The 23191-nt window shown below is 70.8% G+C and carries 21 protein-coding genes; 6 read left to right on the forward strand and 15 right to left on the reverse strand.

The window, feature by feature from the left end:
• Nucleotides 1-184 precede the first annotated feature (184 nt).
• From WH07_RS24755 to WH07_RS24775, 5 genes are all read right to left on the reverse strand, one after another.
• The gene (locus WH07_RS24755; RefSeq protein WP_046504197.1) at nucleotides 185-958 is read right to left on the reverse strand and encodes an SDR family NAD(P)-dependent oxidoreductase; all 774 of its coding nucleotides are present in this window, start codon (nucleotides 956-958) and stop codon (nucleotides 185-187) included.
• 69 nt (nucleotides 959-1027) lie between these two features.
• A complete protein-coding gene (locus tag WH07_RS24760) occupies nucleotides 1028-2104 on the reverse strand; it encodes a PrsW family intramembrane metalloprotease (RefSeq protein ID WP_106409676.1) in 1077 nt (358 codons plus the stop codon).
• Nucleotides 2101-2703: a hypothetical protein gene (locus WH07_RS24765; protein WP_052744550.1), complete on the reverse strand. Its 603-nt coding sequence runs from the start codon at nucleotides 2701-2703 to the stop codon at nucleotides 2101-2103. The genes WH07_RS24760 and WH07_RS24765 overlap by 4 nt, the downstream gene beginning before the upstream one ends.
• 12 nt (nucleotides 2704-2715) lie before the next feature.
• Nucleotides 2716-3246, reverse strand: coding sequence for a cupin domain-containing protein (locus WH07_RS24770; protein WP_046504199.1), 531 nt, complete (start codon nucleotides 3244-3246; stop codon nucleotides 2716-2718).
• Nucleotides 3247-3394: 148 nt separating this feature from the next.
• Entirely contained in the window at nucleotides 3395-4531 is a 1137-nt protein-coding gene (locus WH07_RS24775; protein ID WP_046504201.1) for a type III polyketide synthase, read from the reverse strand.
• 508 nt (nucleotides 4532-5039) lie between these two features.
• Here WH07_RS24775 and WH07_RS24780 point away from each other — a divergent pair.
• Complete coding sequence (locus WH07_RS24780; RefSeq protein WP_046504204.1) at nucleotides 5040-5681, forward strand: ScbR family autoregulator-binding transcription factor; 642 nt, start codon at nucleotides 5040-5042, stop codon at nucleotides 5679-5681.
• A gap of 14 nt (nucleotides 5682-5695) precedes the next feature.
• Nucleotides 5696-6595 (forward strand): NAD(P)H-binding protein, encoded by a 900-nt coding sequence (locus WH07_RS24785; protein ID WP_046504207.1) that lies wholly within the window; start codon nucleotides 5696-5698, stop codon nucleotides 6593-6595.
• Nucleotides 6596-6630: 35 nt separating this feature from the next.
• Here the strand turns inward: WH07_RS24785 and WH07_RS24790 are convergent, their stop codons facing one another.
• Together WH07_RS24790 and WH07_RS24795 are read right to left on the reverse strand one after the other, a co-directional pair.
• On the reverse strand, nucleotides 6631-7098 hold the full coding sequence (locus tag WH07_RS24790; RefSeq protein WP_046504239.1) for a PaaI family thioesterase: 468 nt from the start codon (nucleotides 7096-7098) through the stop codon (nucleotides 6631-6633).
• Between the two features lie 97 nt (nucleotides 7099-7195).
• Nucleotides 7196-7648, reverse strand: a complete 453-nt coding sequence (locus tag WH07_RS24795; protein WP_063775821.1) for a MerR family transcriptional regulator — start codon at nucleotides 7646-7648, stop codon at nucleotides 7196-7198.
• 183 nt (nucleotides 7649-7831) lie between these two features.
• Between WH07_RS24795 and WH07_RS24800 the strand changes: the two genes are divergently transcribed.
• The gene (locus WH07_RS24800) at nucleotides 7832-8428 is read left to right on the forward strand and encodes a DUF1349 domain-containing protein (RefSeq protein ID WP_046504211.1); all 597 of its coding nucleotides are present in this window, start codon (nucleotides 7832-7834) and stop codon (nucleotides 8426-8428) included.
• 100 nt (nucleotides 8429-8528) lie between these two features.
• On the opposite strand, the gene WH07_RS24805 is transcribed toward WH07_RS24800, so the two are convergent.
• Together WH07_RS24805 and WH07_RS24810 are read right to left on the reverse strand one after the other, a co-directional pair.
• The gene (locus WH07_RS24805) at nucleotides 8529-12083 is read right to left on the reverse strand and encodes a phosphodiester glycosidase family protein (RefSeq protein ID WP_046504214.1); all 3555 of its coding nucleotides are present in this window, start codon (nucleotides 12081-12083) and stop codon (nucleotides 8529-8531) included.
• A gap of 443 nt (nucleotides 12084-12526) precedes the next feature.
• On the reverse strand, nucleotides 12527-14254 hold the full coding sequence (locus WH07_RS24810; RefSeq protein WP_079023536.1) for a SpoIIE family protein phosphatase: 1728 nt from the start codon (nucleotides 14252-14254) through the stop codon (nucleotides 12527-12529).
• 146 nt (nucleotides 14255-14400) lie between these two features.
• On the opposite strand from WH07_RS24810, the gene WH07_RS24815 reads away from it, so the two are divergent.
• Entirely contained in the window at nucleotides 14401-16185 is a 1785-nt protein-coding gene (locus WH07_RS24815) for an ABC transporter ATP-binding protein (RefSeq protein WP_046504217.1), read from the forward strand.
• A gap of 7 nt (nucleotides 16186-16192) precedes the next feature.
• Here WH07_RS24815 and WH07_RS24820 read toward each other — a convergent pair whose 3' ends face one another.
• Nucleotides 16193-16645, reverse strand: coding sequence for an Lrp/AsnC family transcriptional regulator (locus WH07_RS24820; RefSeq protein ID WP_046504220.1), 453 nt, complete (start codon nucleotides 16643-16645; stop codon nucleotides 16193-16195).
• Between the two features lie 127 nt (nucleotides 16646-16772).
• Between WH07_RS24820 and WH07_RS24825 the strand changes: the two genes are divergently transcribed.
• Together WH07_RS24825 and WH07_RS24830 are read left to right on the forward strand one after the other, a co-directional pair.
• Nucleotides 16773-17108 carry a DUF2000 domain-containing protein gene (locus WH07_RS24825; RefSeq protein ID WP_198533886.1) on the forward strand — a complete coding sequence of 112 codons (336 nt, stop codon included), beginning with the start codon at nucleotides 16773-16775 and terminating at the stop codon, nucleotides 17106-17108.
• Nucleotides 17109-17260: 152 nt separating this feature from the next.
• Nucleotides 17261-17608, forward strand: coding sequence for a chaplin (locus WH07_RS24830; RefSeq protein ID WP_046504222.1), 348 nt, complete (start codon nucleotides 17261-17263; stop codon nucleotides 17606-17608).
• A gap of 179 nt (nucleotides 17609-17787) precedes the next feature.
• On the opposite strand, the gene WH07_RS24835 is transcribed toward WH07_RS24830, so the two are convergent.
• The 5 genes from WH07_RS24835 to rhaS all read right to left on the reverse strand — a co-directional run bounded on the left by WH07_RS24835 (nucleotide 17788) and on the right by rhaS (nucleotide 23143).
• Nucleotides 17788-18651 carry a tyrosinase family protein gene (locus WH07_RS24835; RefSeq protein WP_046504225.1) on the reverse strand — a complete coding sequence of 288 codons (864 nt, stop codon included), beginning with the start codon at nucleotides 18649-18651 and terminating at the stop codon, nucleotides 17788-17790.
• A 20-nt stretch (nucleotides 18652-18671) separates the two neighbouring features.
• Nucleotides 18672-19169 carry a tyrosinase family oxidase copper chaperone gene (locus WH07_RS24840; RefSeq protein ID WP_079023537.1) on the reverse strand — a complete coding sequence of 166 codons (498 nt, stop codon included), beginning with the start codon at nucleotides 19167-19169 and terminating at the stop codon, nucleotides 18672-18674.
• Nucleotides 19170-19341: 172 nt separating this feature from the next.
• Complete coding sequence (locus WH07_RS24845; protein ID WP_232789050.1) at nucleotides 19342-20409, reverse strand: glycoside hydrolase family 19 protein; 1068 nt, start codon at nucleotides 20407-20409, stop codon at nucleotides 19342-19344.
• Between the two features lie 173 nt (nucleotides 20410-20582).
• Complete coding sequence (locus WH07_RS24850) at nucleotides 20583-22007, reverse strand: L-fucose/L-arabinose isomerase family protein (protein WP_046504228.1); 1425 nt, start codon at nucleotides 22005-22007, stop codon at nucleotides 20583-20585.
• 50 nt (nucleotides 22008-22057) lie between these two features.
• On the reverse strand, nucleotides 22058-23143 hold the full coding sequence (gene rhaS, locus WH07_RS24855; RefSeq protein WP_046504230.1) for a rhamnose ABC transporter substrate-binding protein: 1086 nt from the start codon (nucleotides 23141-23143) through the stop codon (nucleotides 22058-22060).
• Nucleotides 23144-23191 lie beyond the last annotated feature (48 nt).

The raw sequence follows: 23191 nt of genomic DNA on the forward strand, positions 1-23191 counted from the left end.
GCCCTGCCCGTCGCCCGGCCCGGCATCTGAGCCCGTGCGCCCCGCGTCGTACCTCAACGCGCGTACCCGTCGTCGCGGCGGCCCGTACCCGGTCTCCCCACGGCCCGCACCCGGATCCCGTACGTATGTGCGGCTCCCGAACCCGCCGTACGTACGGCTCCCCGGTCCCCGATCCGGTGTCCGCTCAGAGCACGGTGAAGCCGCCGTCGACCGGCAGGACCACGCCGGTCACGAAGGAGGCCCGGTCGCTGCAGAGCCAGGCCGCCGCCTCCGCCACCTCCTCCGGTTCCGGGGTACGCGGCTGGGGCGTCGACCGGTGCAGCAGCTTCTCCGCCTCGGGGTGCCTGCTGAACCACTCCTGGACCACCTCGCTGCCCGCGATGCCCGGCGCGATGGCGTTGACGCGTATCCCCCGGGCCCCGTACTCCGCGGCAGCCGCCCTGCTCAGCCCGATCACCGCGTGCTTCGCCGCGATGAAGGCCGCGGAGACCGGGGTGGCCACCAGCCCGGCGACACTGCTGTTGTTGACGATCGAGCCGCCCCGGCCGCCGTCGAGCATGGCCGCGACCTGGTACCTCAGCCCGTTCCACACCCCCCGGACATTGGTGTCCATGATCTCGTCGTACTCGTCGTCGCCCGTGAGGTGCAGCGGAGTCTGATGGGCCCCCACCCCCGCGTTGTTGAAGGCCATGTCCAGTCCCCCGAAGGACTCCACCGCCGTCCTCACCGCGCGGGCCATGTCGGCCGGCTTCGTCACGTCCCCCACGGTGTACTCGGCCCGTCCCCCCGCCCGTCTCACCTCCTCGGCGACAGCGGCGAGACGCTCCTCCCGGCGCGCCATCAGGACCACCGAGGCTCCCTCCCGCGCGAACACCCGGGCGGCGCACGCCCCGACGCCACTGCTCGCTCCGGTGATGAGGGCGGACTTCCCCGTCAGCGTATGTGAGTTGGTCGACATGTGCCGGAGTGTGCCAGCGGGCGGCCGGGCATGGAGCGCTCTTGAGGTTTTTCCAAGCTGAACAACCGATTAAAACGCTTGTCCATGGCGGGGATCCGAACCGGGCCCGGTTCCCGTGCTGTTGGCGGCGTGTTCCTCGACCACATTGAGATAGGCGGAGGCCCTCGCCTCGGCGGCGGGCCGCAGCGCCGGGGGCACCCTTTGCAGGGCCCGCCGCCGGGAACCGCGGGTGAGCAGATCGGCCGAGAGCGGGGTACGGGGTGAACGCAGAAAGGCGCGCGCCCGCCGCCGCGACCGGTGCCGCAGGACAAGGTAGAAGCTCGCCGCCACAACGAAGTTGACGGCCACTTTGCCGATGGTGCCCCCGACCGAGGCGAGCAGGGGCGCGTCGAAGAACCAGTGCATGGCCATGGCGGTCAGCAGGCAGAGCACCGCGGGGACGATCCGGCGGCGCGGCGGCCGGGCGTCGTGCGCGAGCAGAAAGCCGATCCCGGCTCCGGCGACCCCGGTCATCGCCCAGTGCGAGCCCAGTCCGGTCAGCACGACCCGGGTGGCGAAGGACTGCAGCACATCGGTGCCCCCGGCCACGCCCCCGCCGGCCAGGACGGAGTTCATGGCGTACGTCCAGTTCTCCACCACCTGGAAGCCGAGTCCGGTGAACGCGCCGAGGAAGAACCCGTCGAGCGGGCCGCGAACCAACTGCCGTGCGCTCAGGGCGATCAGCGCGACCCCGCAGAGTTTGAGGACCTCCTCGTTGAGCGGTGCGGTGAGGGCCGCGGCCCACTCGGAGCCGAATTCGATGCCTCCGGTCTTGAACCAGATGCCGGTGAGCCCGGTGTTGGCCACGATGGCGCAGCCGGTCGCCGCGGTGGCGCCCCAGAGGACTCCGCTCCATACCCAGCCGCGCGGCGCCGCCCGGAAGGGCCGTACCCGCTGCAGGACCGTCACTCCGATCCCCACCGTGATCAGCAGCAGAACGAAGGCGAGCAGCGCGGCGCCGGGGAAGACCCGGATGACCGCGGAGAATTCGGCGACGATCAGGGCGGCGCCGAGCAGGCACAGCAGCGCGCAGAGCCAGCCCACCGGCTGTCGGCGGAAGGACCCGCGTACCGACGCGTACGCCGAGGACGGCATGGCCATGGTCATGACGCCTCCTGCGGAAAGGCGACGCTGCGGGCCACCGCCATCGCGTCGGCCACGGTGCGCGGTGCGGTGTCCGGCTCGGCCAGTACGGTGATCTGCACGGCGAAGTCCTGCTCCGGCGGCACCCACACGGTGGCGGTGCCGACGCGGTTCTCACGGGTCAGCGCGCCGGTCAGCCCGGTCGCGCCCGCCGTGCTGGTGACGGGCCGCGGGCCGCCCAGCCGGGTGTCCTGGTCCGCGACGGACAGGACCCGGCGCAGCCCGGTCCAGAGCTGTCCGGCGCCGGCGCCGGTGGACAGGTCGACATAGCCGGCGACCAGATCGACACCGCCCCGGGACAGCGCGTACGAGGAGTCCGGATCGCTCCGTGACTTGCTCAGCCGCCAGCCCGCGCCGGTCACCCGCAGGGCGGCCATATTGCCGCCGGGCCCCAGCTCCAGCACGGTGCCGGACGGTACGGGCTCCTTGTCGGCGAGGACGCTGTCGATCAGCGGCCAGCCCGCGGTGAGGGCGGCCATGACGAGCAGGACGGCGACGACGGCCCAGCGCCGGGGGCGTACCGGTCGGCGAGGCAGGCGCCGGGTGACCGCTGCGGTGTCCATGCGGCGGGGCGCCTAGACGTCGTGGCGCAGCGGTGTGAGCTGCTCGATGTCGTACCGGACGCGCAGTTCGGCGATGGCCTCGGGGTCGGGCGTGCCGCCGTCCTTGAGGATGTCGAGCAGTTCCTCGAAGTACCGCTCGTGGTCGGACGGCGGGGACGACTGGAAGAACATCTTGGCGTCCTTGTCGCTCCGGTTGGCGAAGGCGTGGGGGCAGCCGGGCGGTACGACGACGACCGTGCCGGGAGTGGCCCGTACGGACCTCAGCCCGGAGGCGGACTCCCAGTGGCGCCAGTCCTCGCTCAGCACGCGCGGTTCGAAGGCCAGGACGTCCAGCTCGCCGTCGAGGAGGTAGAACAGTTCCTCGCTGCGGGTGTGGCGGTGGGCGCCGACGTCGAAGCCGGGCGGTACGACCACCTCGAAGGTGGAGGAGACCCGGGAGTGCTCTCCGGTGACCTTGAAGGTCACCTGCTGGGCCGCGGTACGGATGACGGTGCCCCCGCCCGGGGGCACGATCAGGCCCTCGGACTTCGTCAGCTCGGTCATGCGGTGCTCCAGGGCGGTGGTGTGCGGTGGGAGGCCGGTCACCGGGCGGCCGGCCGCGTCTCGGGACCGGTGACGGCGGTTCCGCGGCGGCGCCTTGCCGCCGGCCGGGTGACGGCGGCCGCGGCGGTCATGGCCGGGCCCGTCATGGTCAGCTCACCGGTTCGGTCGCCGGACGGGCGCTGCGGCCGCGTGTCCCGAACACCTGGCGCTCCGCCACGGCGGACACGGGCCCCGCCCCGCTGGTCGTCCACCGGCCCAGGGCCATCTCGGCGGTGATGCCGGGGCCGAAACCGGCGATGATGCCCCGCTCCCCGGGGGCGAGTCCGCCCTCGTCGAAGAGTCTCCGTACGGCGTCGAGGACGACGGCGCTGGCGATGTTCCCGTAGTCGGTCAGGGTGCCCCGGCTGAACCGGAACGCCTCGGGGGCCACCTCCAGGAAGTGGCTGAGGTCGTCCAGGATGCGCGGGCCGCCGGCGTGGATGATGTAGAAGTCGAGGCCGGTGGCGTCCCAGCCGTGCTGATCGGCGATCGCGCGGAGCGCCGGGGCCAGCGGCTCCATGGTGGTGGGTACGCGCTTGTCCAGCAGGAAGTGGAAGCCGGTGGCCCGGACGCTGTAGGCGATCCAGTCGGTGGTGTCGGGCACCAGGTGGGAGCCGTTGCGCTCCAGGGCGATACCGGTGCCGCCCTCGCCCCGGACGACGGCGGCGGCGACCGCGTCCCCGAACAGGCCGTTGGACAGCAGTGAGCCCACCCCGAGGTCGGTGGGCTGGTAGCAGAGCGAGCAGAACTCGCAGGCGACGATGAGCACGTTGGCCCCGGGGTAGGCCCGGCAGAAGTCGTGCGCCCTGTTGATGGCCGCTCCGCCCGCCGCGCAGCCGAGCTGGGCGATGGGGAGCTGGCGGGTGTGGGTGGGGAACTCCATGGTGTTGATCAGCCAGGCCGTGAGCGACGGCATCATGAACCCGGTGCACGAGACATAGACGATCAGATCGATGTCCGCGGGACGGAGATGCGCGTGGTCGAGGGCGCTGTCGATCACCGCGGGCACACGGGCCTTGGCCTCGGACTCGTACAGCAGGTTCCGGTGTTCGAAGCCCGGATGGCGCAAGGTGTCCTCGATGGGCTGGACGATATGGCGTTTGGCGACCCCGGTGTTCCGGATCAGCCGCAGCGCGAGAGCCAGTTGCGGGTGGTCCGGGTGGAGCGAACGGGCGAGAGCGAGCGTGTCTTCCATGGTGATCACATGCTCGGGAACCGAGACAGCGGGTTTGCACAGGGTCGCCACGAGCGCTCTCCTTCATTCGTGATCGCAGTGAACTGCGGCCCACACTCATGGGTGGCCAATCACCACGCAACCCGGGAGACGCGGGCGGAAGGCGTGCGGAGAGGGCCGTCCCGGAGGGATCGGAGCGGGATACGAAGAACCGTCAGGGCTCCATGAGCCGACTACGGAACGTAGGGACGGAGCGGGTCGGTTGGGCCGTTCGGGCGGTGTCGCGCGCCGTCGGGCGCGGTGCGTCGTACTGATTCACGAAGGCGGCGAACCCGAGCCGATTGCACCGGATCCAAACCAAACCGAATAACCTGTTTTGCTGCACCCTGCATCCCGTACGCACACCAACACGCGTACGGCCGCCCACCGGTACGGGACACGGCAGTGTACGAGTCTCCGCGTCCGTCCCAAATTGTTATGGCGAGCAGGATATATTCCGCATCCCGTTGAGCACTATAGTACGGGGTGGGCGGTTTGTTTCTTCGAAGTGCCCGTCTGACGGTCTGTAGAGAGGCATTTCATGGCAACACAGGAGCGCGCCATCCGGACGCGCACGGCGATCCTGGAAGCGGCCGGAGCGGTCTTCGACGAATACGGCTACGCGTCGACCACGCTCACGATGGTTCTCCAACGAGCCCGCGTCACCAAGGGCGCCCTCTACTTCCACTTCCAGTCCAAGGAGGCGCTGGCCCAGGCCGTCCTCGACGAGCAGGTGCAGCTCGGAGCCGTGCCACCGCAGCCCTGCAAATTACAGGAAGTCGTCGACATCACCTTCGCCGTCGCCCATCGGCTCCTGGACAACGCGCTGCTCAGGGGGAGCGTCCGGCTCACCGTGGACCAGGGCGCGCCCCCCGGGATCGATCACAGCGGCCCCTTCCGCCAGTGGCCCGAGCACCTCATCACGCTGATGGAACAGGCCCGTGAGCAGGGCGAGTTGCTGCCCAACGTGCAGCCGCGGGAGACGGTGGAACTACTGGTCGGCGCGTTCGCGGGCATCCAGATCATGTCCCGGGCACTCACCCAGCGCGAGGATCTCGGGCACCGGGTCTCCACGCTCTGGGGCCACATACTGCCGAGCATCGCGGTCCCCGGGCTGATGCCCAGTATCGACACCGCGCCGGACCGGGGCGCGCGGGTGACGGCGGCGGACTACCGGGGCTGAGGAGGTCTTCGGCGATGCTCCTGCTCACCGGGGTCACCGGGACGGTCGGACGGCTGGTGGCGGAGCGTCTGTGTGCCACGCTCCCCGCTCCCTCCGCCACGGGCGCGGCCCCCGCCCGCACCGGTGAGCCCGTACGGCTGCTCGCGCGCGACCCTCGCCGTATCGCCGCGTTCGCCGGTCCCCGTACGGAGATCGTGGGCGGCGACTTCGCGGAGCCAAACAGTCTGGCCGTGGCGATGAAGGGGGTCAGGGCCGCGCTTCTGGTGACGGCCGACCCGCTCGCGCCGGCCCATGACGAGCACCTGATCGCGGCGGCGCGCTCCGCGGGTGTACGGCATGTCGTGAAGCTCTCCGCGCAGGCGGTGGCCGAGCCGGACGCCATGGATCTGATCACCCGCTGGCAGCGCCGCAACGAGGATCTGATCCGCGCCTCCGGCCTGGAGTGGACCTTTCTGCGTCCCCGGTCCTTCATGTCCAACACCCTGGGCTGGGCACGCTCCATCCGCGAGGAGGGTGTCGTACGGGGGTTCGGCGGCGCGTCCCCCAACGCCACCGTCGATCCCCGCGATCTCGCCGACATCGCCGTGCTCTGCCTCACCGGAGCCGTCCCCTCCGGCCGGGCCCATGCCCTCACCGGCCCGGCCGCGATCAGCCCCGTAGAGCAGGTGGCCGCGCTGTCCGAAGTGCTGGCACGCCCCCTGCGGTTCGCGGAGCTGACGCGGGACCAGGCGTACGAGCGGCTGCTCGCCCGGTATCCGGCCGCGGTGGCCGGCGCGCTGATGGAGAGTGCCGAGCGGCAGCGGGCGGGCGCCAAGACCGGGGTGGAGCCGACGGTGGAGGCGCTCCTGGGCCGGCCGGCCGGTTCGTACCGCGCCTGGGCGGCGGACCACCGCAGAGCGTTCCGGCCCGCCTGACCGCGGACGCGCGCTGGAAGCCCTGGCAGGGCCGGTCAGGCGGCCTCCGGCATGCGCCGGACGCTCCAGTCGAAGGTCCCCCGGCACACCGGCGTGCCCGTACCGTCGACGACTTCGGCGGAGGTGCTGAGTCGGGCGCGGTCGCTCTCGCCGGAGAGGACGGCCCGCAGCGCCTCGCGGGCCGTGTCGTCGAGCCGGCAGGACGCGACCAGACGGCCCCGGGCGGGGGCGAGGAACTCCATGGACGCCGCGGCACCGAGCGGCACCACGCCCCGGAAGGCGTCCGCGCTCTCACTCAGCGCGATCATGGCGGCGAGCCCGGCGGCGTCGACAAGGGCGATCAGACCGCTGGAGTGCAGCGAACCGATCACATTGGTCAGGGCGTGAGGCGTCGAGAGGGCGAGTTCCGCCGCGCCGTCCGCCGCACGCAGCACCTCGATCCCGGCCGTGCGGTGGGCGGGGACGGGGTCCAGCAGCGTACGCGCCAGGGCGGTGGCATCCACCGGGCCATGGTCGCGCGCCGGGACGACGGCCGGGTGGCCGCGCGGCCAACGGCCGTCGAAGGCCGCCCGGCCCCCGCTCACCGTCGGCCCCCGCCCATCAGCGGTCGGCCCGCTGCTCGGATGTGTACGGCTCGGGCGAACGCGCGCCCGCGCCCGTGCGGTAGAAGTCGATCTTCTTCTCGATGGCGGCGAGATGGCGCCGGGTCTCGTCGAGCTGTTCGAGTACGCGCTCGCGGTGCTGTTCCAGTACGGCCAGCCGCTCCGCCTCATTGCCCTCGCGCCGGCAGATCTCGGTGTAGGCCCGGATGTCCCGGATGGGCATTCCGGTGCCCCTCAGCATGACGATGCCCGCGAGCCAGTTCAGATCGCGGGCGAAATACCGCCGCTGGCCCGACGGGGCGCGGTCCGCGGGCAGCGCGGTCAGCCCCTCGCGCTCGTAGTAGCGCAGGGTGTCGACGCTGAGCCCGCAGACCGCCGCGGCCTCCCCGATCGTCAGCCCGCCGTTCGGGATCTCCTCGTCCGGCATCGGCCGGTGAACCACTGAAGCCATGGGTCCAGACTCCCCCCTGGAGCGCGCTCCAGGGCAAACGGAGGCACACGAACGGACGCACACGACCGTCTGTGAAAAGCCCGCGGCCCGCCCTCGGCGGCCATGGGATTCTTGATCTCGGTCGACGGCGGGCACCGCCGCTGGACAAGCACTGGTACACCGAGCACTGATACGAGGAGCGACATGGGCGAGAGCGTCACCGGTACGGAGTCGTGCCTGGGCCTCACCGACTGGACCTGGCTCAACCCGCCTGCCCACTGGGCGGCCGTCGACGACGCCCTGGATGTCACCACGGCCCCGGACACGGACTTCTGGGTGAAGACCCACTACGGCTTCGTCCGCGACACCGGCCATGCCCTGCTGCGGCCGGTGCCCGCGAGCTTCCGGCTGCGCATCACCTTCTCCGGTGACTACCGCGAACAGTACGACCAGGCCGGGCTGTTGCTCCGGCTCGACGACAAGAACTGGATCAAGACGGGTATCGAGTACGTCGACGGCCGCCAGCAGCTCAGCGCCGTCGTCACCCGCGACGTGTCCGACTGGAACGTCGTACCGCTCGCCCATCTCACCGACACCCCCGGGCCGGTGACCGTCGAGCTGCTGCGCGAGGGCGACACCGTCACGGTGCACTACGGCATCGACGGGAATCCGGAGACCCTACTGCGGCTCGCCTACTTCCCGCCGGAGACGGCCGCGCAGGCGGGACCGATGTGCGCGTCTCCCGACGGGAAGGGTTTCACGGCCCGTTTCACGGCGCTGCGCCTCGACGACCTGTCCTGACGGACCGGGCCCGGCGGCGGTACACGCCCCGCCGGACACAGCGGTGGTCCGCGCCCCGTACCGGCGCGGACCACCCTGCTCACTCGTAACGTTCAGAACATCAGGCCGCGGGCGTGACCTGAACCGCTCCGCCCGCCGAGGACGCGGCGATACGGATCTCCGCCCGCCGCGTCACCCCGTTCACGGTCACCGCGAGCGTGACCGTGCCCGGCCGCAGCGCGGTCAGTGTGCCCGTCGCCGGGTCGAAGACCGCCGTATGGCGCGGCCGTGCGCCGTCCCGGTCCCCGATCCGGAGATTCGGGGATCCGGTCCAGTCAGCGCTCAGCGGGAAGCCGACCGGCACCAGCCGGGTCCCCTGGGTGACGGCGGCCGTGACCCGGGCGCTGTGCCGGGGCGCCAGCACGGCCGGGGCGTCGAGCGTCAGCGCGTCCGTGTGCGCGCGGGTCTGTACGGAGACCCAGTCGGGCCCGCCCTGCCACGGCTTGAGCCGCGCCATCGCCTGCTCGGCGCGCGAGATCCGGTCGACGCCGACCAGCGACCAGCCGGTGAAGCCGCCCTCGGCGGCGGGGGCCGCGGGCGCCTTGCCCGAGTTGCCGTTGATCAGATACGGCACACCGTCCACGTGCGAGGCATGGAAGACCCCGACATGGCTGCCGATGAGGCCCGCGCCCTTGCCGGTCGTACGGCGGAACTCCGCGAGCCACTGTTCGAGCAGGGCGGCCTCCTTGCGGTCGCTCAGCTCGCTGGCCCTCTGGACCGTCGGGTCGCGCGGCGGTACGTGCTCGATCAGCATGACCGAGTGGACCCGGTCGTCCCGCGCCGCCGCGTCCAACTGCTCATGTACGGCCCTGATCTGGGCGAGCCCGCCGCCGCGCAGGGTCAGGCTCGACGTGTCGAGGGTGAGGAAGCGGGTGCCCTCGTGGTCGAAGGTCCGCTGGGCGGGGCCGAACTGGTCGGTGAAGTTCTTGATGGAGCCGCCCATCACCTCATGGTTGCCGGGCACGTAGTACCAGGGCACCGCGTCCCCCAGCTCCTCCGTCAGCACCGTACGGGCGAAGGCGAGATCCGCGGGTGAGCCCTCGTCGACGAGATCCCCGTTGATCACCACGAAGTCCGGCCGCGCCGCCCGGATCTCGCGCAGGGTACGGCGGGCCTGCGCGACGAGCGGACTGTCCGGGGTCCGGGCGACGAACTGGGCGTCCGACATCACGGCGAACCGCCAGTCCCTGGCCTCCGTGTCCGCCGCCGAGTCGATCAACGGGTCGGCCGAGCGCGGCTGTTCGGGAAGATTCACCGTCGGCGGCACCTGGGCCGTCAGATCGTCGATCACGATCCCGCCCGTGTACAGCTTGGTGGCGGCGGTCTCGGCGAGATAGAAGCGGTACACGCTCAGCGGTGTCGCCGCCCCGGCCGGCACCGCGAAGGTCACCTGCTGCCAGCCGGTCCAGGTGACATACGGTCCGCGCAGCAACTGGTCGGAGCCGGCCGCGTCCTTGAGGTGCAGGGTCGGCCAGGCGCCCTTGCCGTCGCCCTTGATCCAGAGCTTGAAGGACTGCGGCTGCCCCGGCACCGCGATCTGCGCCGGCGGACTGGCGTAGGCGGCGCGGGTGGCGGTGGACTGGGTGAAGTCGTACGAGAGGGTCAGCCCGGTGCCGGTGTGGCCGTCGGGCGTGGATGAGACCGAGCCGCTGGCGCGGGCCTGGCTGAAGGTCCAGGACGCGGCGTCGTCGAAGGCGGAGACCTGCTGCTCCGCCAGTCCGACACTCACGGCGACCACGGCCGTGGCGCCGCCGGCCTTCGCGGTGATGAGACCGGCGCCGGAGTCCCCGAGGGACCTCACGGTGAAGGAGCCCCGGCCGTCGTCGGTCACGCCGAACAGCGAGTGGTCGTACTCCAGCCGTACGTCCCGGGGTTCGACGGGCGCGCTGGTGCCCTGGGCGTCGAGACCGACAAGGCCGAAGGTTCCGGTCGCGTTCGCCCCGGCGAGTCCCACCCGCCGGGTGGTCGGCTGGATACGGTCGAGCGGGCCGAGCACGGTCAGTTCCGTACCGCCCGCCGCGTGTCCGCGCTCGGCGCGTACCTCGGTGGTGCCACTGGCGCGCGCCGTGAACACCCCCTGGCTGTCGACCCGGCCGACCGAGGACCGTACGGCCCGCCAGCGCGGTGTGCCGGCCGCGGGGCCGTACGTCTCGTCGTATCCGGCGGCGGTGAGGCGGCGGGTCAGTCCGGGGAAGACCCGCTCGGGGTGGCCGCCCCTGACCGGGTCGACGGTCGGTGCCGCGCCCGCCGGGGTACGGGTCTCGACCCAGAAGCCGGTGAGCCGGCCGGTGCCGTCCGGCGCGGTGAGGGCGAGACCGTTGGGCACGGTGCGCTCGCTGCCGTCGGAGGGGCTGTTCTCCACACGCAGGGCGTCGCTGCCGGGGGCCCGGGCGACCAGGGTGGAGGAGCCTCCGCCGTCGAGGTTGAGGGCGTTGTACGCGCCGGCCTCACGCATCATCAGGCCCAGCTCGGTGAGGGTGACTCCGCCGCTGTCGGCCTGCCGGCCGTCGACGGTGATCACCTGCATGGTGCTGCCGTCCTGGGAGAAGCCGACGGCGGTACGGGGGGCCGCGGTGTTGTTGCCCGCCCCTTCGTGGCTCCGCGCCACTCCGTCCACGACGAGCAGTTCCCGGCCGCCGACCGCGGTGCGCGGCACGGGGCCGCTGTCGGTGCGCGGCCGGAATTCCAGCGACACCGGGTCGCCGGGCCGCAGCGCGGCCAGCGCCACGGCGCCCGCCTCCCGGCCGACGAGGACGGTCGTACCCTCGGCGATCGGGCCCGTTCCGGGAGCGGCCGACACCGAGACGACCTTTCCGTCCCGGACGGCCGCCTCCGCGACGGGCGTCGCCCGGTCCACGGTGAGCCGGCGGTCGGCCGCGCCCCAGCCTGCGGTGTAGGCGCCGATGCCGCCGACGGGCACATTGGCCGCGTTGTACGCCTCCAGCGCCCGCGGTCCCGAGGGAAGGGTGACAATGCCGTCGAAGTAGAGCTTCAGGATGCGGCCCGCGCTGCCGGGGCCGATACCGACGGCCTGGTTGGCGCCAGCCGCCGGCGAGTGGACGGGCTGCCCGTTCGCGACACCGGGGCCCTGGGGCGCGCCCGTCTCGTTGATGTCGAAGAAGTCGGCGTTGATGGCGGCGACGGTGCGGCGGCCCGGTCCGGCGTCGTGGGCCGCGGCGAGCTGGGAGACCGTACGGCGCTCGGAGACCTTGCCCGAGGAGAGATAGTCCGCCTGGGCACCCGTGCCGTCGAGGTCGACGGAGAGCGCGTCGACCCGCAGCCACTTGTCGGATTCGAGCCGGTCGTACGAGGTGAGCCGGATGCCGGGGGCGATCGGGCGCGAGGCGCGCGCGGTCTCGATGCCGTCTCCGTCGCGGACGGCTCTCGGGCTGCCGATGGCTCTGGTGCCGCCGGTGGATCCGGCGCTGCCGGCGGACCGCGGAACGGCGGTGGCCGCGCTCGCGGGCGGCGGGGCGACCGGCCGCAGGATCTCCGCGGCGGTACGGGGACGGGGGTCGGGGACGGAATCGGCGAAGGACGGGGCTGCCGCCCCCGCCGTCAGAGCGGTGACCGCCGCGAACAGCACGGCGGACCGCCGGGCAAAGCCTGGGCCCACAACTTCTCCTGGAAGACGTTGGATGCGCGGTTGGTAAGCGCTGTCGGCCGCCAGCATTGCCGTGCACACACCAATGAACCAGGGGTTCGTGGGAACACCGGGGAGAACACGCGGTGACACGGTGACACGGAGGGGAGCACACCCGGAGGAGGCACACGGTTTCCGAGGGACTGTCAGGAGGGCCCGGTAGCACACCGGTTGTACGGATGGGCCTGGGGTGCCTGAAGTGCCTCAGTGGCGCCGGGTCCTGTCCGGCGGATCTTCGCGGATCAGGCTGCGGCGTCTGGTGGAGGGGGTCCCTCCCGTGCCGTTCAGGCCACGGGGGAGCATCGCAAGGCGGAGGATCGGACTCGTACTGGACGTACTTGGCCGACTCCGACAACGCAGCGAGGTGCCGTGCCAGGCGTCGCGGCCCCGCGAAGATCCGCCGGACAGGGCCCGGCTTACGCCCGGGCCACCCCGTCCGGAGAGCGCCCGGTCACCGGAGCGCGCACGAGTCCTGCCGCGTCCCTGCGCAGCAGCAATAGCGCCATGTCGTCCTCGCCGCTCTCCTGCCCCAGTTCGTCGAACAGCAGGTCCGCCAGCTCCGTCGGATCCACCGGGCCCGTCCGTACCTTCTCCTTCAGTACGTCCAGCCGCTCCCCCAGATCGATGCCCGGCTGCTCCACCAGACCGTCGGTGAAGAGCAGCAGGGTCTCGCCGGGCCCGAGCACACCGGTGGTGAGGGGGTAGCCGATCTCGTCCGGCCGGGTGAACTCCGTCGAGAGCCCGAGCGGCAGCCCGCCCGCCGCCGGGATCCAGTGGCAGGTTCCGTCCGCGTGCCGCAGCAGTGGATCGAGATGCCCGGCGCGCACGATCCGCAGCGCCCCGCTCACCAGGTTCACCTCCGCGTACGTGCAGGTCGCGAAGCGGTCGGTGCCCAGTTCGTGCAGCAGCGCCGAGGCCCGGGCCAGCGCGGTCGGCGGCGGATGCCCCTCGGCCGCGTACGCCCAGAGCGCCATGCGCAGTTGCCCCATGACCACCGCCGCGTCGGTGTCATGGCCCTGGACATCGCCGATGGTCAGCCCCACCCGGTCGCCGGGCAGCGGAAGCACGTCGTACCAGTCGCCGCCGACGCTGCGGCCCATTCGCGCCGAGCGGTAGCGCACGGCGGTACGCGCGCCGGGCACATCGGGGATACGGCGCGGAAGCATCGCCTGCTGGAGACCCTCGGCGAGGTCGTGCTCCTGCTCGTACAGCATGGCGCGCTGGAGGCTCTGCGCGATGCTGCTGCTCAGGGCGATCAGCAGATTGCGTTCGTCGTCGCTGAACTCGCCGTGCCGGGGGTAGAGCAGGCCGAGCGCGCCGATCGGCCGTGCCTGGGCCGTCAGCGGCAGATACGCGGCGGAGCCGACCGACAGCCGTTCGAGGTGCGGCCAGAGGAGGGGGTAGCCGGTGCGGAACTCCTCCCAGGAGGTGATGAAGAGCGGCCGCTGGGTACGGACCACGTCGCTCATCGGGAACCGCTCGTCGATCCGGGTGTAGCGCAGCTCCGGTACGTACGCGCCGAGGCGCCCCTCGCAGACCAGCCGGATCCGGCCGCCCTCGATCACCCCGAGCATCACGCTGACGGCCTTGAGCTGTCCGAGCGCCTGCTCGTCCTTCAGTACGGCGATGACATCGTCCATCGAGGAGGCGAGGGCGAGCAGATCGGTGGTCCGGCCCACCACCTCGGTCAGCCGGCGCCGCCCCTCGTCGGCATCGTTCCTGAGGGCGGCCTGAGCCAGTTCCTCCTCGGCGCTCCGTACGATGCCGATGATCCGGCGGGGCCGCCCGGCCTCGTGCCGGATATGGGCCTGGGTGTGGGTCCAGCGGAGTGATCCGTCGGCGTGGCGGATGCGGAAGTACGCGCCGTAGGAGGGTGCGCCCTCCTTGAGCGCCTGGGCGATCAGGGCCTTGAGCCGGGCCGCCTCGCCGTTCGGGACCAGAGCGAGCAGGGTGCCGGGATCGCCGTCGAACTCATCGGGGCGCAGGCCGAAGATCTCGAGCGCGGGCCCGTCGAGATGGACCAGCCCGCTGTCGAGATTCCAGTCGAAACCGCCCATGCGGTTCAGCGCGAGGCTCAGATCCGGATGGGCGGGCCAGTCGTCCGGCAGCGACACGGCAGCCGGAGGATGACCCCGATCAGCCATGGAGCCACCATCTCATCGATCGGTCCGCCCCACGCGCCGAGAAGCCGCCCCGGAAAGCGCTTCCGGCGGTGGCCGGGTGGGAGGAGACTGCTTGTCTGCACACCGAGGGCTTATATGATCATCACGAAAGAGGACTCCGCTCTCCCATGCAGAATCCCGAATCTCCCCGTTCGAGTCCGCTGGACCACCACTACTCGGGGGAGCACCCGCTCCGCACGCTCGCCTATCTCTTCCGCCCCGACCGCTACCGGCTGGTGCTGGCCGTCCTCGTCTTCGCCGTCAAGCACATCCCGGTCTGGCTGCTGCCGCTGATCACGGCGAACATCATCGACGTGGTGGTGGACCACAGGCCCATCGCCCATCTCTGGTTCAACACGGGGGCCGTGGTGCTGGTTCTCGTCCTCAACTTCCCACTGCATCTGCTGTACGCGCGCCTGATGAGCACCAGCATCCGCCGGATGGGCCGTGAGCTGCGCTCGGCCCTCTGCCGCCGGATGCAGCATCTCTCCATCGGCTACCACTCCCGGGTCAGCGCGGGCGTGCTCCAGACCAAGGTCGTACGGGATGTCGAGGCCGTCGAGACGATGACCCAGCAGAGCGCCGACATGGGGCTCGGCGCCATCATGACGCTGCTGGGCGGTCTCGCGGTGATCGGCTACCGCACCCCGGTCGTGCTGCCGGTGTTCCTGGTCGTCGTCCCGCTGGCGGCACTGCTGGTACGCCGGCTCCGCTCCCGGATCCGCAGCAACAACGAGGAATTCCGGCTGGAGGTCGAGCGGCTCTCCTCCCGGGTCGGCGAGATGACCACCCTGATCCCGATCACCCGCGCCCACGGACTGGAGCGCGCGGCCCTGCACCGGGTCGACAACACCCTGGAGCGGGTGGTCACCGCCGGATTCCGGCTCGATCTGCTCAACGGACGCTTCGGATCGCTCTCCTGGATCCTGCTCAACACCATGGCGGTCGGCTGTCTCTCGGGCTCGGCGGCCGTCGCGTACTACGGCTGGATGGGGCTGACCGCGGGCGATGTCGTGATGATCAGCACCTTCTTCACCGCGCTGACGGCCTCGCTGACGACCCTGATGAATCTGACCCCGATCATCTCCAAGGGCCTGGAGTCGGTACGGTCGGTCGGCGAGGTCCTCCAGGCGCCCGATCTGGAGAGCAACGAGGGCAAGACCTCCGTCGACCGGGTCGAGGGGCGGATCGACTTCCAGGGCACGGGCTTCCGCTACCCCGACGCGACCGAGCACTCGGTGAGCGGATTCGATCTGTCGGTGCGGCCCGGCGAGACCGTCGCGCTGGTGGGGGCGTCGGGCGCGGGCAAGTCCACGATCCTCAATCTGCTCATCGGTTTCATCAGGCCCACGGAGGGCCGGATCCTGCTCGACGGCTCGGACATGGCGTCCCTGGACCTGCGCACCTACCGGCGCTTCCTGTCCGTCGTACCGCAGGAGTCGATCCTGTTCGAGGGGACCATCCGGGAGAACGTCACCTACGGTCTGGAGGGCGGCGCGGACGAGAGCGCGCTGCGGGAGGCGCTGCTCGCGGCCCACGCCATGGAGTTCGTCGAGCGGCTGCCCGACGGTCTCGACACGGTCGTGGGGCAGCGCGGCGCCCGGCTGTCGGGCGGCCAGAAGCAGCGGCTCGCGATCGCCCGGGCGCTGATCAGGGATCCGCGGGTGCTGGTGCTGGACGAGGCGACCTCGGCGCTGGACAACCGGTCGGAGGGGCTGATCCAGGACGCGCTGTCCCATCTCGTCAGGGGCAGAACGGTGTTCGTCGTCGCACACCGGCTCTCCACCATCAGGAACGCCGACCGCATCATCGTGATGGAACACGGCCGGATCGTCGAGGCGGGCAGCCATCACGAACTGCTGGCCCGCGGCGGCCCGTACGCCACCACCCTCCAGCCCCGCCGCTCCGGCTGAACCGGGGTCAGGGACGGGGGCGGGCCCGGCCGGGACGGTCCTCCCCGGCCGGGTCGATACGGCGGGCCCTGACATGTTCGTACGCGAGTGTCGTCTGTACGTCGGCGACCTCGCGGCGTTCGGTGAGGCGGTCGATGACAAAGGCGTAGACGCCGTCGACATCCGGAACGGCGACATGGAGCAGGAAGTCATGGGCGCCGGAGGTGACGAACAGACTGATCATCTCCGGCAGCCGTGCGGCCCACTCGCGGAACCCCTCGATGACCGGCCGGGCCGGGGGCCGGATACGGACCGAGATCAGGGCCTGTACGGACCGTCCGATCGCGCCGAGATCGACCGCCGCGTGGTAGCCGGTGACGACACCGCGCTCGCGCAGCAGCCGTACCAAATACGGCGGGCAGAGACAGAGCCGGGACGTCTGCCTAGCGTATCGGCATATCCGCACACGAAGGAGCGTCATGTCCCTCCCCGGCTGACCAGCGAGGACGTCACCACCGACCGGTCCACCCGGCAGGCACGGCTGAAATGGGTGATCGTCGTGGACGAGACCCTGCCGGCGGGCCGGGCGGCGAACGCCGCCGCCTGGTATGGCTGCCGCGGTCGGCGAGGCACTGCCGCATCTCCTGGGTCCGGACGGCAAGGACGCCTCCGGCGCCGTCCATCCCGGGCTGCCCTGGGCCGGATGCACGGTGCTGGCCACGGACACGGAGACGCTGCGCGAACTGCGGGCCAAGGCCGCCGCCAAGGACGAGATCCTGATCGTGGACATGCCCCAGTCGGCCCAGACCTCACGGGTGTACGACGACCATCTCGACGCCCTGGCCGCCACCGGCGAGGAAGGGCTGAACCGCTGCGGCATCAGTCTGGTCGGCCTCCGCAACCGGATCGACCGGCTGGTGGGCAGGCTGGAGCTGCTCCATTGAACTGAACGGGGATTTCATACGGTATGCCACCATTAGGCAATATTGGGTACCGAATGGCTGCTTGTCCGTTACCGAGCGTGAGTCACGGCGTTGAAGGGCGTGAAGGCCGCACATCGTGCGGCCGCACTCCACACGTCCAAGGAGAGAACTTGATGTCGCGTATCGCGAAGGCAGCCGCTGTGCTCATCGGCACGGGCGCCATGCTGGCAGGTGGCGCCGGTGTGGCCACCGCTGACGCCGAAGCCGAGGCGGCCGTTGTCGGCTCGCCGGGTGTCCTGTCCGGCAACGCCATCCAGGTGCCCGTGAGCATCCCGGTCAATGTCTGTGGCAACACCGTCAACCTGGTCGGAATCCTGAACCCGGCGTTCGGCAACCACTGCGCCAACATCTCGATCGAGAAGAAGAAGCACCACGGCAAGATGCACCACGGCAAGATGGAGCACGGCGAGAAGCACCATGGCGGTGAGCACCACGAGGAGCACGGTGGTTACGGCGGCTGACCACCGTCTGACACGGCGCGGCCCCCGAGACCGCGCCTAGGCCAGTGAGAGACGGCCTCCCGTGCCTCCGCGCGGGGGGCCGTCGCACTTTCCCGGCGGCGAGGACGACGAGGACGGCGAGCGCACCGGGCCGCGTCGGGGCCCGGGCTTCGCATCCCGGGTTTCACGGCTCGTGCCTTTCACGGCGCGTAACGGTACAGACGACTGTGGTCCAGGAGCTCGGACGGCCTGACGTCCCACGGCGGCATGGGCTCGTCCAGGCTGATGACCCGGCCGTGCTGCGGATCGTCCGGATGCAGCCTGTTGCTCGGCTGGTACACCGCCTTCGGGTGCCTGCGCCGCCAGCGGTCCCAGAGCAGGTCGATGAACGAGTGATGGAGCCAGAAGACGGGGTCATTGGGCGACGAGGCGCCCAGCATGTGCCCGCCGACCCAGCGGTGCACCCTGTTGTGATTGCGCCAGCGCTCGGCCCCCTCGGACAGCCAGCCCTCCAGCCTGTTGCGGAACCCGGAGGTGACGGTGGAGTTCCAGGGAGCCGTGTCGTACACCGGCTCGTCCATCGCCCAGGCCAGTTCGTCCCTGGTGGGCAGGGCGATCGGCGCGGACGGCCGGCCGAAGTTCCGGGTGAGGTACTCACGGTCCGTCACGCCGCTGTTGATCTTCCAGTGTCCGGACTCATAGGCGAAGGGACCGGTCATGACCCGCTGGTCGGGGCCTTGGCCGTTGCCGCCGAGGAAGTCGTCGGACCAGAGCGCGGCGGCGGGGCTGTCGTCGGCCGTCCAGTCCCAGTACGGGACGGTCACCGCCGGATCGACCCGCTGGAGGGCGCGCTCGAACTCCAGCAGATAGCGGCGGTGCCAGGGGAAGAAGGACGGGGTCATATGGGCGGCGCGGAGTCCGTCCTGACCGTCGGTCACATAGAACTCGATGTGCATCCGTACGAAGTCGTCGTACTCCCCCCTCCGCTTCAGCTCCAGCACCGCGCCGACGAATCTCTGTCTCTCCTCGCCGGTCAGATTCCGCGAGTTCTTTCTGGTGTACACCGCGAAGTCCTTCCCAAGGCTCAGAGATGGTGGGTCGGTCCGGGAAACGAGAGCTGGGCGCCCGCCAGTTCGTCGACCGCCGCACGGGCCGCCGCGAGCGGGGTCGGGAACGAGTCGTAGTGGTTGACGATGCTCATATAGCTGCCGTCCGCGCGCCGCATGAGCTGGAGGGGGCGGCCGTCGATACGGACCTCGGGCGCGGTGGAGCCGGACGGAGCACCGTGCGCGCCGGACGCTCCGGGGGCCGTCGCCGTGGCCCCGATACGGATGTGCCGTCCGCGGTAGATCTCCTCGACCGTTCCGGCGGCCGCGCCCTCGGACGCCTGGCCCGCCCTGACGACGGGCGCGAGCACGGCCGAGGTGCCCGAGACCACACCGAGGGTGAACATCGCGCGCAGCAGGCGGCGCCGGCCTGTCGGGGCGCGGCCGGGCGCCGGCGGCTCCTCCGTACGGTCTGGCTCCGCCTCGGGGCGCCGTACCTGCACGGATCTCCGCTCCGTCTGGGTTCCGCTCACCATCGAAGGACCTCCGCTCGTCATGTCCGGGGCGATCGCCCGCCCGGCACAACGACGCGATGGACAAACGGTTATCCCGGTTACGGCAGGCGCACGCAGGCGGGTGCACGCACAAGGGCCGGTACGGCGACCCGGGGGTCCCCGTACCGGCCCTCGCGTCCGGCGGCAGAGAGAATCAGCAGCTCAAATTGGACCCAGGGGTGGTTCCGAGGATCTGCACGAAGCGCTGATAGTTGTTGATCCGGCTCTGTACCTGACCGGGGTTGCCGCCATTGCATTCGAGGCTGCCGTTGATGCTCCGGATGGTCTCTCCGAAGCCCCGGCCGTTGACCATCGCGTTGTGCGGGGTCATGGTGCCGGGACCGGTCTGGGTGTTCCAGTACCAGAGGCCGGTCTTCCAGGCGACGGCCGACTCGCGCTCGACGCGCCACGGGTCGGCGAGCAGGTTGATGCCCAGCGCGTCACCCGCGGCCTTGTAGTTGAAGTTCCAGCTCAACTGGATCGGACCACGCCCGTAGTACGCAGCCTGACCGGCCGGGCAGCCGTACGGCTGGTTCGGGTCGCAGTAGTGCGGGTAGTTCGCGGTGTTCTGTTCGACGATATGGACCAGGCCGCCGGTCTCGTGGCTGACATTGGCGAGGAAGGCCGCGGCCTCCTGGCGCTTGACCGTGTCACTTCCGGAGTTGGCGAAGCCCGGGTAGGCGCTGAGCGCGGCGGTCAGGCCGCTGTACGTGTAGAAGGAATTCCGGCTCGGGAACATCTGGTTGAACTGGCTCTCGCTGACCACGAAGCCACCGGCCGGCGGCGGGTCGGTCGGCGGGGTGCCACCGCAGGTGTACGGCTCCCAGTACCAGGTGCTGATGACGGGGTCGTAACCCGGGTTGTCGTGCTCGGCGATGTAGAACTTGCCGTCGGTGTACTTGACGATGTTTCCGGTGACGTACGCCCGGCCCGCGACCCAGGCCGGGTAGTCACACGCACCGGAGCCGCCGCCGGGGGTGGAGCCGTCACAGCTTCCCTGGTCGGCCCAGACATCGGTGGTGCCGGGGGTCTCCCCCTGGGTCCACCACTTCGCCGACCAGTTGTGACCGTTGTACGAAGCGGTGTTACCGCCGGTGTACACGGTGGACGCGTTCCACCCCGCCGCGCAGGTGGCGGCGGAGGCGGTGGACGCGGGCAGGAAGACCGCGAGGGCGATGGCCGAGACCATCGCCGCGAACAGGGCAAGGACACGCTGTCTCAAACGACTCACTCCTTCGCGCGGGCAGCCGGAGGTCCGGCCGCTCGCCATGGGGGGTGAGGGAACCAAACCGGAATCACGTGCACCTGTCAAGGTCTAGACCAAGTGGCGCGGCCGGCGCCTGTCACATCCGGCCGATCGGGCCACGCACGGGCCGCGAGCCCCGTCGGCCCGTATCAGCCCGGCACCTCCACCAGTTCCAGACCTGTCAGTCCGGCGAGCGCTCGCAGGTCGGGCAGCAGCCGGCCGGTGGCGAGCGCCCAGTGGTGGCCGACACCGCTGGCGCTCCAGTCGTCGGTCCACTCGCCGGGGTCGCGGCCGAAGTCGACCCTGGACGTGGTGTTGCCGATCTCCAGATGCGGCCCGGGGACCACCTCGCCCTCGGCGGCCACCAGCCGGTACCGGCCCTCGCGGCTCTGTCCCATCCCGACCAGGGTGACCGGGCCGTGCCGTACGTCGAACTCGACCGAGACGCCCCAGCCGCGCTTGCCGTGGTAGACGCCGAGCCCGCGCAGCAGGGGCTTGCGCGCGCTGATGGCGAGATGTCCGGGACCGTCATGGCCCATCTCGACCACCCCCGCGGCGAAGTCCAGCGCCTGGAGTTCGGTGAACGAGCCGCCCGCGCCGAGGCGGTCCGCGATCAGCATGGCGAGCGAGGTGCGCAGCTCGTACTCCCCGCAGGCCGGAACGCCGCGGGCGGTCAGCAGCGAGGAGCCGAGGATCATGCCCGCGCCGAGCCGTTCATGGATCTCGGCGTCGAGGCCCCGGTGGTAGTACGCGAGCGAGTCCAGGTCGAAGTCGGCGACGAGCCGGTCCAGTCCGGCGGAGACCCGCGCCGCCCAGCGCAGATCGTCCTCGGCCACGGAGTCGGCGAGTTCGAACACCTCCCGGGTCTCGTGGAGTTTCGCGGCGAGTTCACCGTCCCCGACCTGTTCGACCCGGACCCGCAGATCGTCGAATTCGAGGACCTCGACATGGCCGCCGAGACTCGCCGGGACCATGGTGAGATCGGTGGAGACGTCGTACATGCCCGGATAGAGATGCCCCATCAGACCGTGCCGGCCGTTGCGCAGGACGGAGCGGACCCCGGCGGCGCGGATCCAGCGGCCGATACGCGCCCAGGCGCGCTCGTCCTCCAGATGTCCGGAGACGGAGCGGAACGGGACGCCGACGCGTTCGAAGGCGTTGGCCATCTCCGGCAGCGGGCAGGCGCCGCAGTACGCCAGCCACTGGCCGGTGTCGAAGGAGGCGTGGTCCATGGACGGAGTGGGCTGAAGGTTGATCAGCAGGACCGGGGCACCCGCGCGCTGTGCCACCGGGACGAGCATCGTGGCCGTCATATAGGTGGTCAGGAAGCCGACGATCAGATCGCAGTCGGCGGCGCGCAGCTTCTCGGCGGCTTCCGCTCCCTCCTGTGCGTCGGAGATGAAGCCGACGTCGACGACCTCGGCGTCGAACTCCCGCATCCGCTCGGTGACCCGGGCGGCGGAGCGCCTGAGCTGCGGAAGCAGTTCGGGGAACTGCGGCCAGTAGGCGCCGAGGCCGCCCGCGACCAGCCCGATCCTGGGCGTGCGGGCGACGGCTGGGGTACGGACGGTCATGGCGGCTCCGTAGTGGTGCGGGGGCCTCCGGCCGGCTGCCGGGGCCCGGGTCAGAAGTCGAACTTGTCGATGTTGTTCTTGTCGAAGACGGTCGGCTCGCCGAGGATGACCTCGCCGTCCTTGCCGATGGTGTACTCGCCGAGCTTGCCCGCCTTGAACTTCTCGCCCTCGGCCCCGGTGATCTGGCCGGACGCCAGGGCGCCGGCCGCGTACGACCCGAGATAGCCCAGCTCCTCGGGGTTCCAGAGCGAGAACTGCTCGACGGTGCCGTCCTTGACGTATGCCCGCATCTGGTTCGGTGTGCCCAGGCCGTTGAGGACGACCTTGCCCTTGTACGAGGAGTCGCTGAGGTAGCGGGCGGCGGCGGCGATGCCGACGGTGGTGGGCGAGATGATGCCCTTGAGGTCGGGGTACGCCTGGAGCAGGCCCTGTGTCTGCTGGAAGGACTTCTGGTCCGCGTCGTCGCCGTACGCGACCTTGACCAGCTCCATGTTCCGGTACTTCGGCAGCTTCAGCTCGTCCTTCATGAACTCGATCCAGGTGTTCTGGTTCGTGGCGTTCTGGGTGGCCGAGAGTATGGCGAACTTTCCCCGGTGGCCGAGCTGTTCGCCGAGGTGCTGGACGAGGCTGCGGCCGATCTCCTCGGAGCTGGCCTGGTTGATGAAGAGCTGGCGGCAGTCCTTGGCGGTGTCGGAGTCGTACGCGACGACCTTGATGTCCTTCTTCATGGCCTGTTTGAGCGGGCCGCAGACCGCGTTCGGATCGTTGGCCGCGATCAGGATGGCGTCCTGGCGCTGCTGGATGAGGGTGTTGATGTACGAGACCTGCGACGAGGCACTGGCGTCGGAGGGGCCGACCTCCTTGCCTGTGCCGCCGTACTCGGCCGCGGCGGCGATCCCGGCCTCGTCGACGATCTTCTCGTACGGGTTGTTGATCTGCTTGGGCAGGAAGGCGAGTTGGAGTCCCTTCTTGAGAGGCGCGTCCGGGTTGGCCTCGGCGGAGGCTGCCGCTTTCCCGGTGTCCTTCGCCGTGCTGTTCTTGGTGGTGCCGGAGCAGGCGGCCAGCACGACTGCGAGGGTGCAGGCGAGGGCGGCGGTGGCCGCCGCACGGCGCCTGGCGGCGGTACGGATGGTCATGGCGGGCGGGACCTTTCGGGCGCAGGGGTGGAGCTCGGGGCTCGGGGG

The sequence above is a fragment of the Streptomyces odonnellii genome (assembly GCF_000981895.1).
Classification (GTDB): domain Bacteria; phylum Actinomycetota; class Actinomycetes; order Streptomycetales; family Streptomycetaceae; genus Streptomyces; species Streptomyces odonnellii.

Bases quoted from the DNA above. Each gene is read 5' to 3' on its own strand.
- WH07_RS24785 (WP_046504207.1), top strand. From the start codon at position 5,696: ATGCTCCTGCTCACCGGGGTCACCGGGACGGTCGGACGGCTGGTGGCG.
- WH07_RS24770 (WP_046504199.1), bottom strand. From the start codon at position 3,246: ATGACCGAGCTGACGAAGTCCGAGGGCCTGATCGTGCCCCCGGGCGGG.
- WH07_RS24840 (WP_079023537.1), bottom strand. From the start codon at position 19,169: ATGGTGAGCGGAACCCAGACGGAGCGGAGATCCGTGCAGGTACGGCGC.
- WH07_RS24755 (WP_046504197.1), bottom strand. From the start codon at position 958: ATGTCGACCAACTCACATACGCTGACGGGGAAGTCCGCCCTCATCACC.
- WH07_RS24760 (WP_106409676.1), bottom strand. From the start codon at position 2,104: ATGACCATGGCCATGCCGTCCTCGGCGTACGCGTCGGTACGCGGGTCC.
- rhaS (WP_046504230.1), bottom strand. From the start codon at position 23,143: ATGACCATCCGTACCGCCGCCAGGCGCCGTGCGGCGGCCACCGCCGCC.
- WH07_RS24780 (WP_046504204.1), top strand. From the start codon at position 5,040: ATGGCAACACAGGAGCGCGCCATCCGGACGCGCACGGCGATCCTGGAA.
- WH07_RS24810 (WP_079023536.1), bottom strand. From the start codon at position 14,254: ATGGCTGATCGGGGTCATCCTCCGGCTGCCGTGTCGCTGCCGGACGAC.
- WH07_RS24850 (WP_046504228.1), bottom strand. From the start codon at position 22,007: ATGACCGTCCGTACCCCAGCCGTCGCCCGCACGCCCAGGATCGGGCTG.
- WH07_RS24830 (WP_046504222.1), top strand. From the start codon at position 17,261: ATGTCGCGTATCGCGAAGGCAGCCGCTGTGCTCATCGGCACGGGCGCC.
- WH07_RS24815 (WP_046504217.1), top strand. From the start codon at position 14,401: ATGCAGAATCCCGAATCTCCCCGTTCGAGTCCGCTGGACCACCACTAC.
- WH07_RS24825 (WP_198533886.1), top strand. From the start codon at position 16,773: ATGGCTGCCGCGGTCGGCGAGGCACTGCCGCATCTCCTGGGTCCGGAC.
- WH07_RS24800 (WP_046504211.1), top strand. From the start codon at position 7,832: ATGGGCGAGAGCGTCACCGGTACGGAGTCGTGCCTGGGCCTCACCGAC.
- WH07_RS24820 (WP_046504220.1), bottom strand. From the start codon at position 16,645: ATGACGCTCCTTCGTGTGCGGATATGCCGATACGCTAGGCAGACGTCC.
- WH07_RS24795 (WP_063775821.1), bottom strand. From the start codon at position 7,648: ATGGCTTCAGTGGTTCACCGGCCGATGCCGGACGAGGAGATCCCGAAC.
- WH07_RS24765 (WP_052744550.1), bottom strand. From the start codon at position 2,703: ATGGACACCGCAGCGGTCACCCGGCGCCTGCCTCGCCGACCGGTACGC.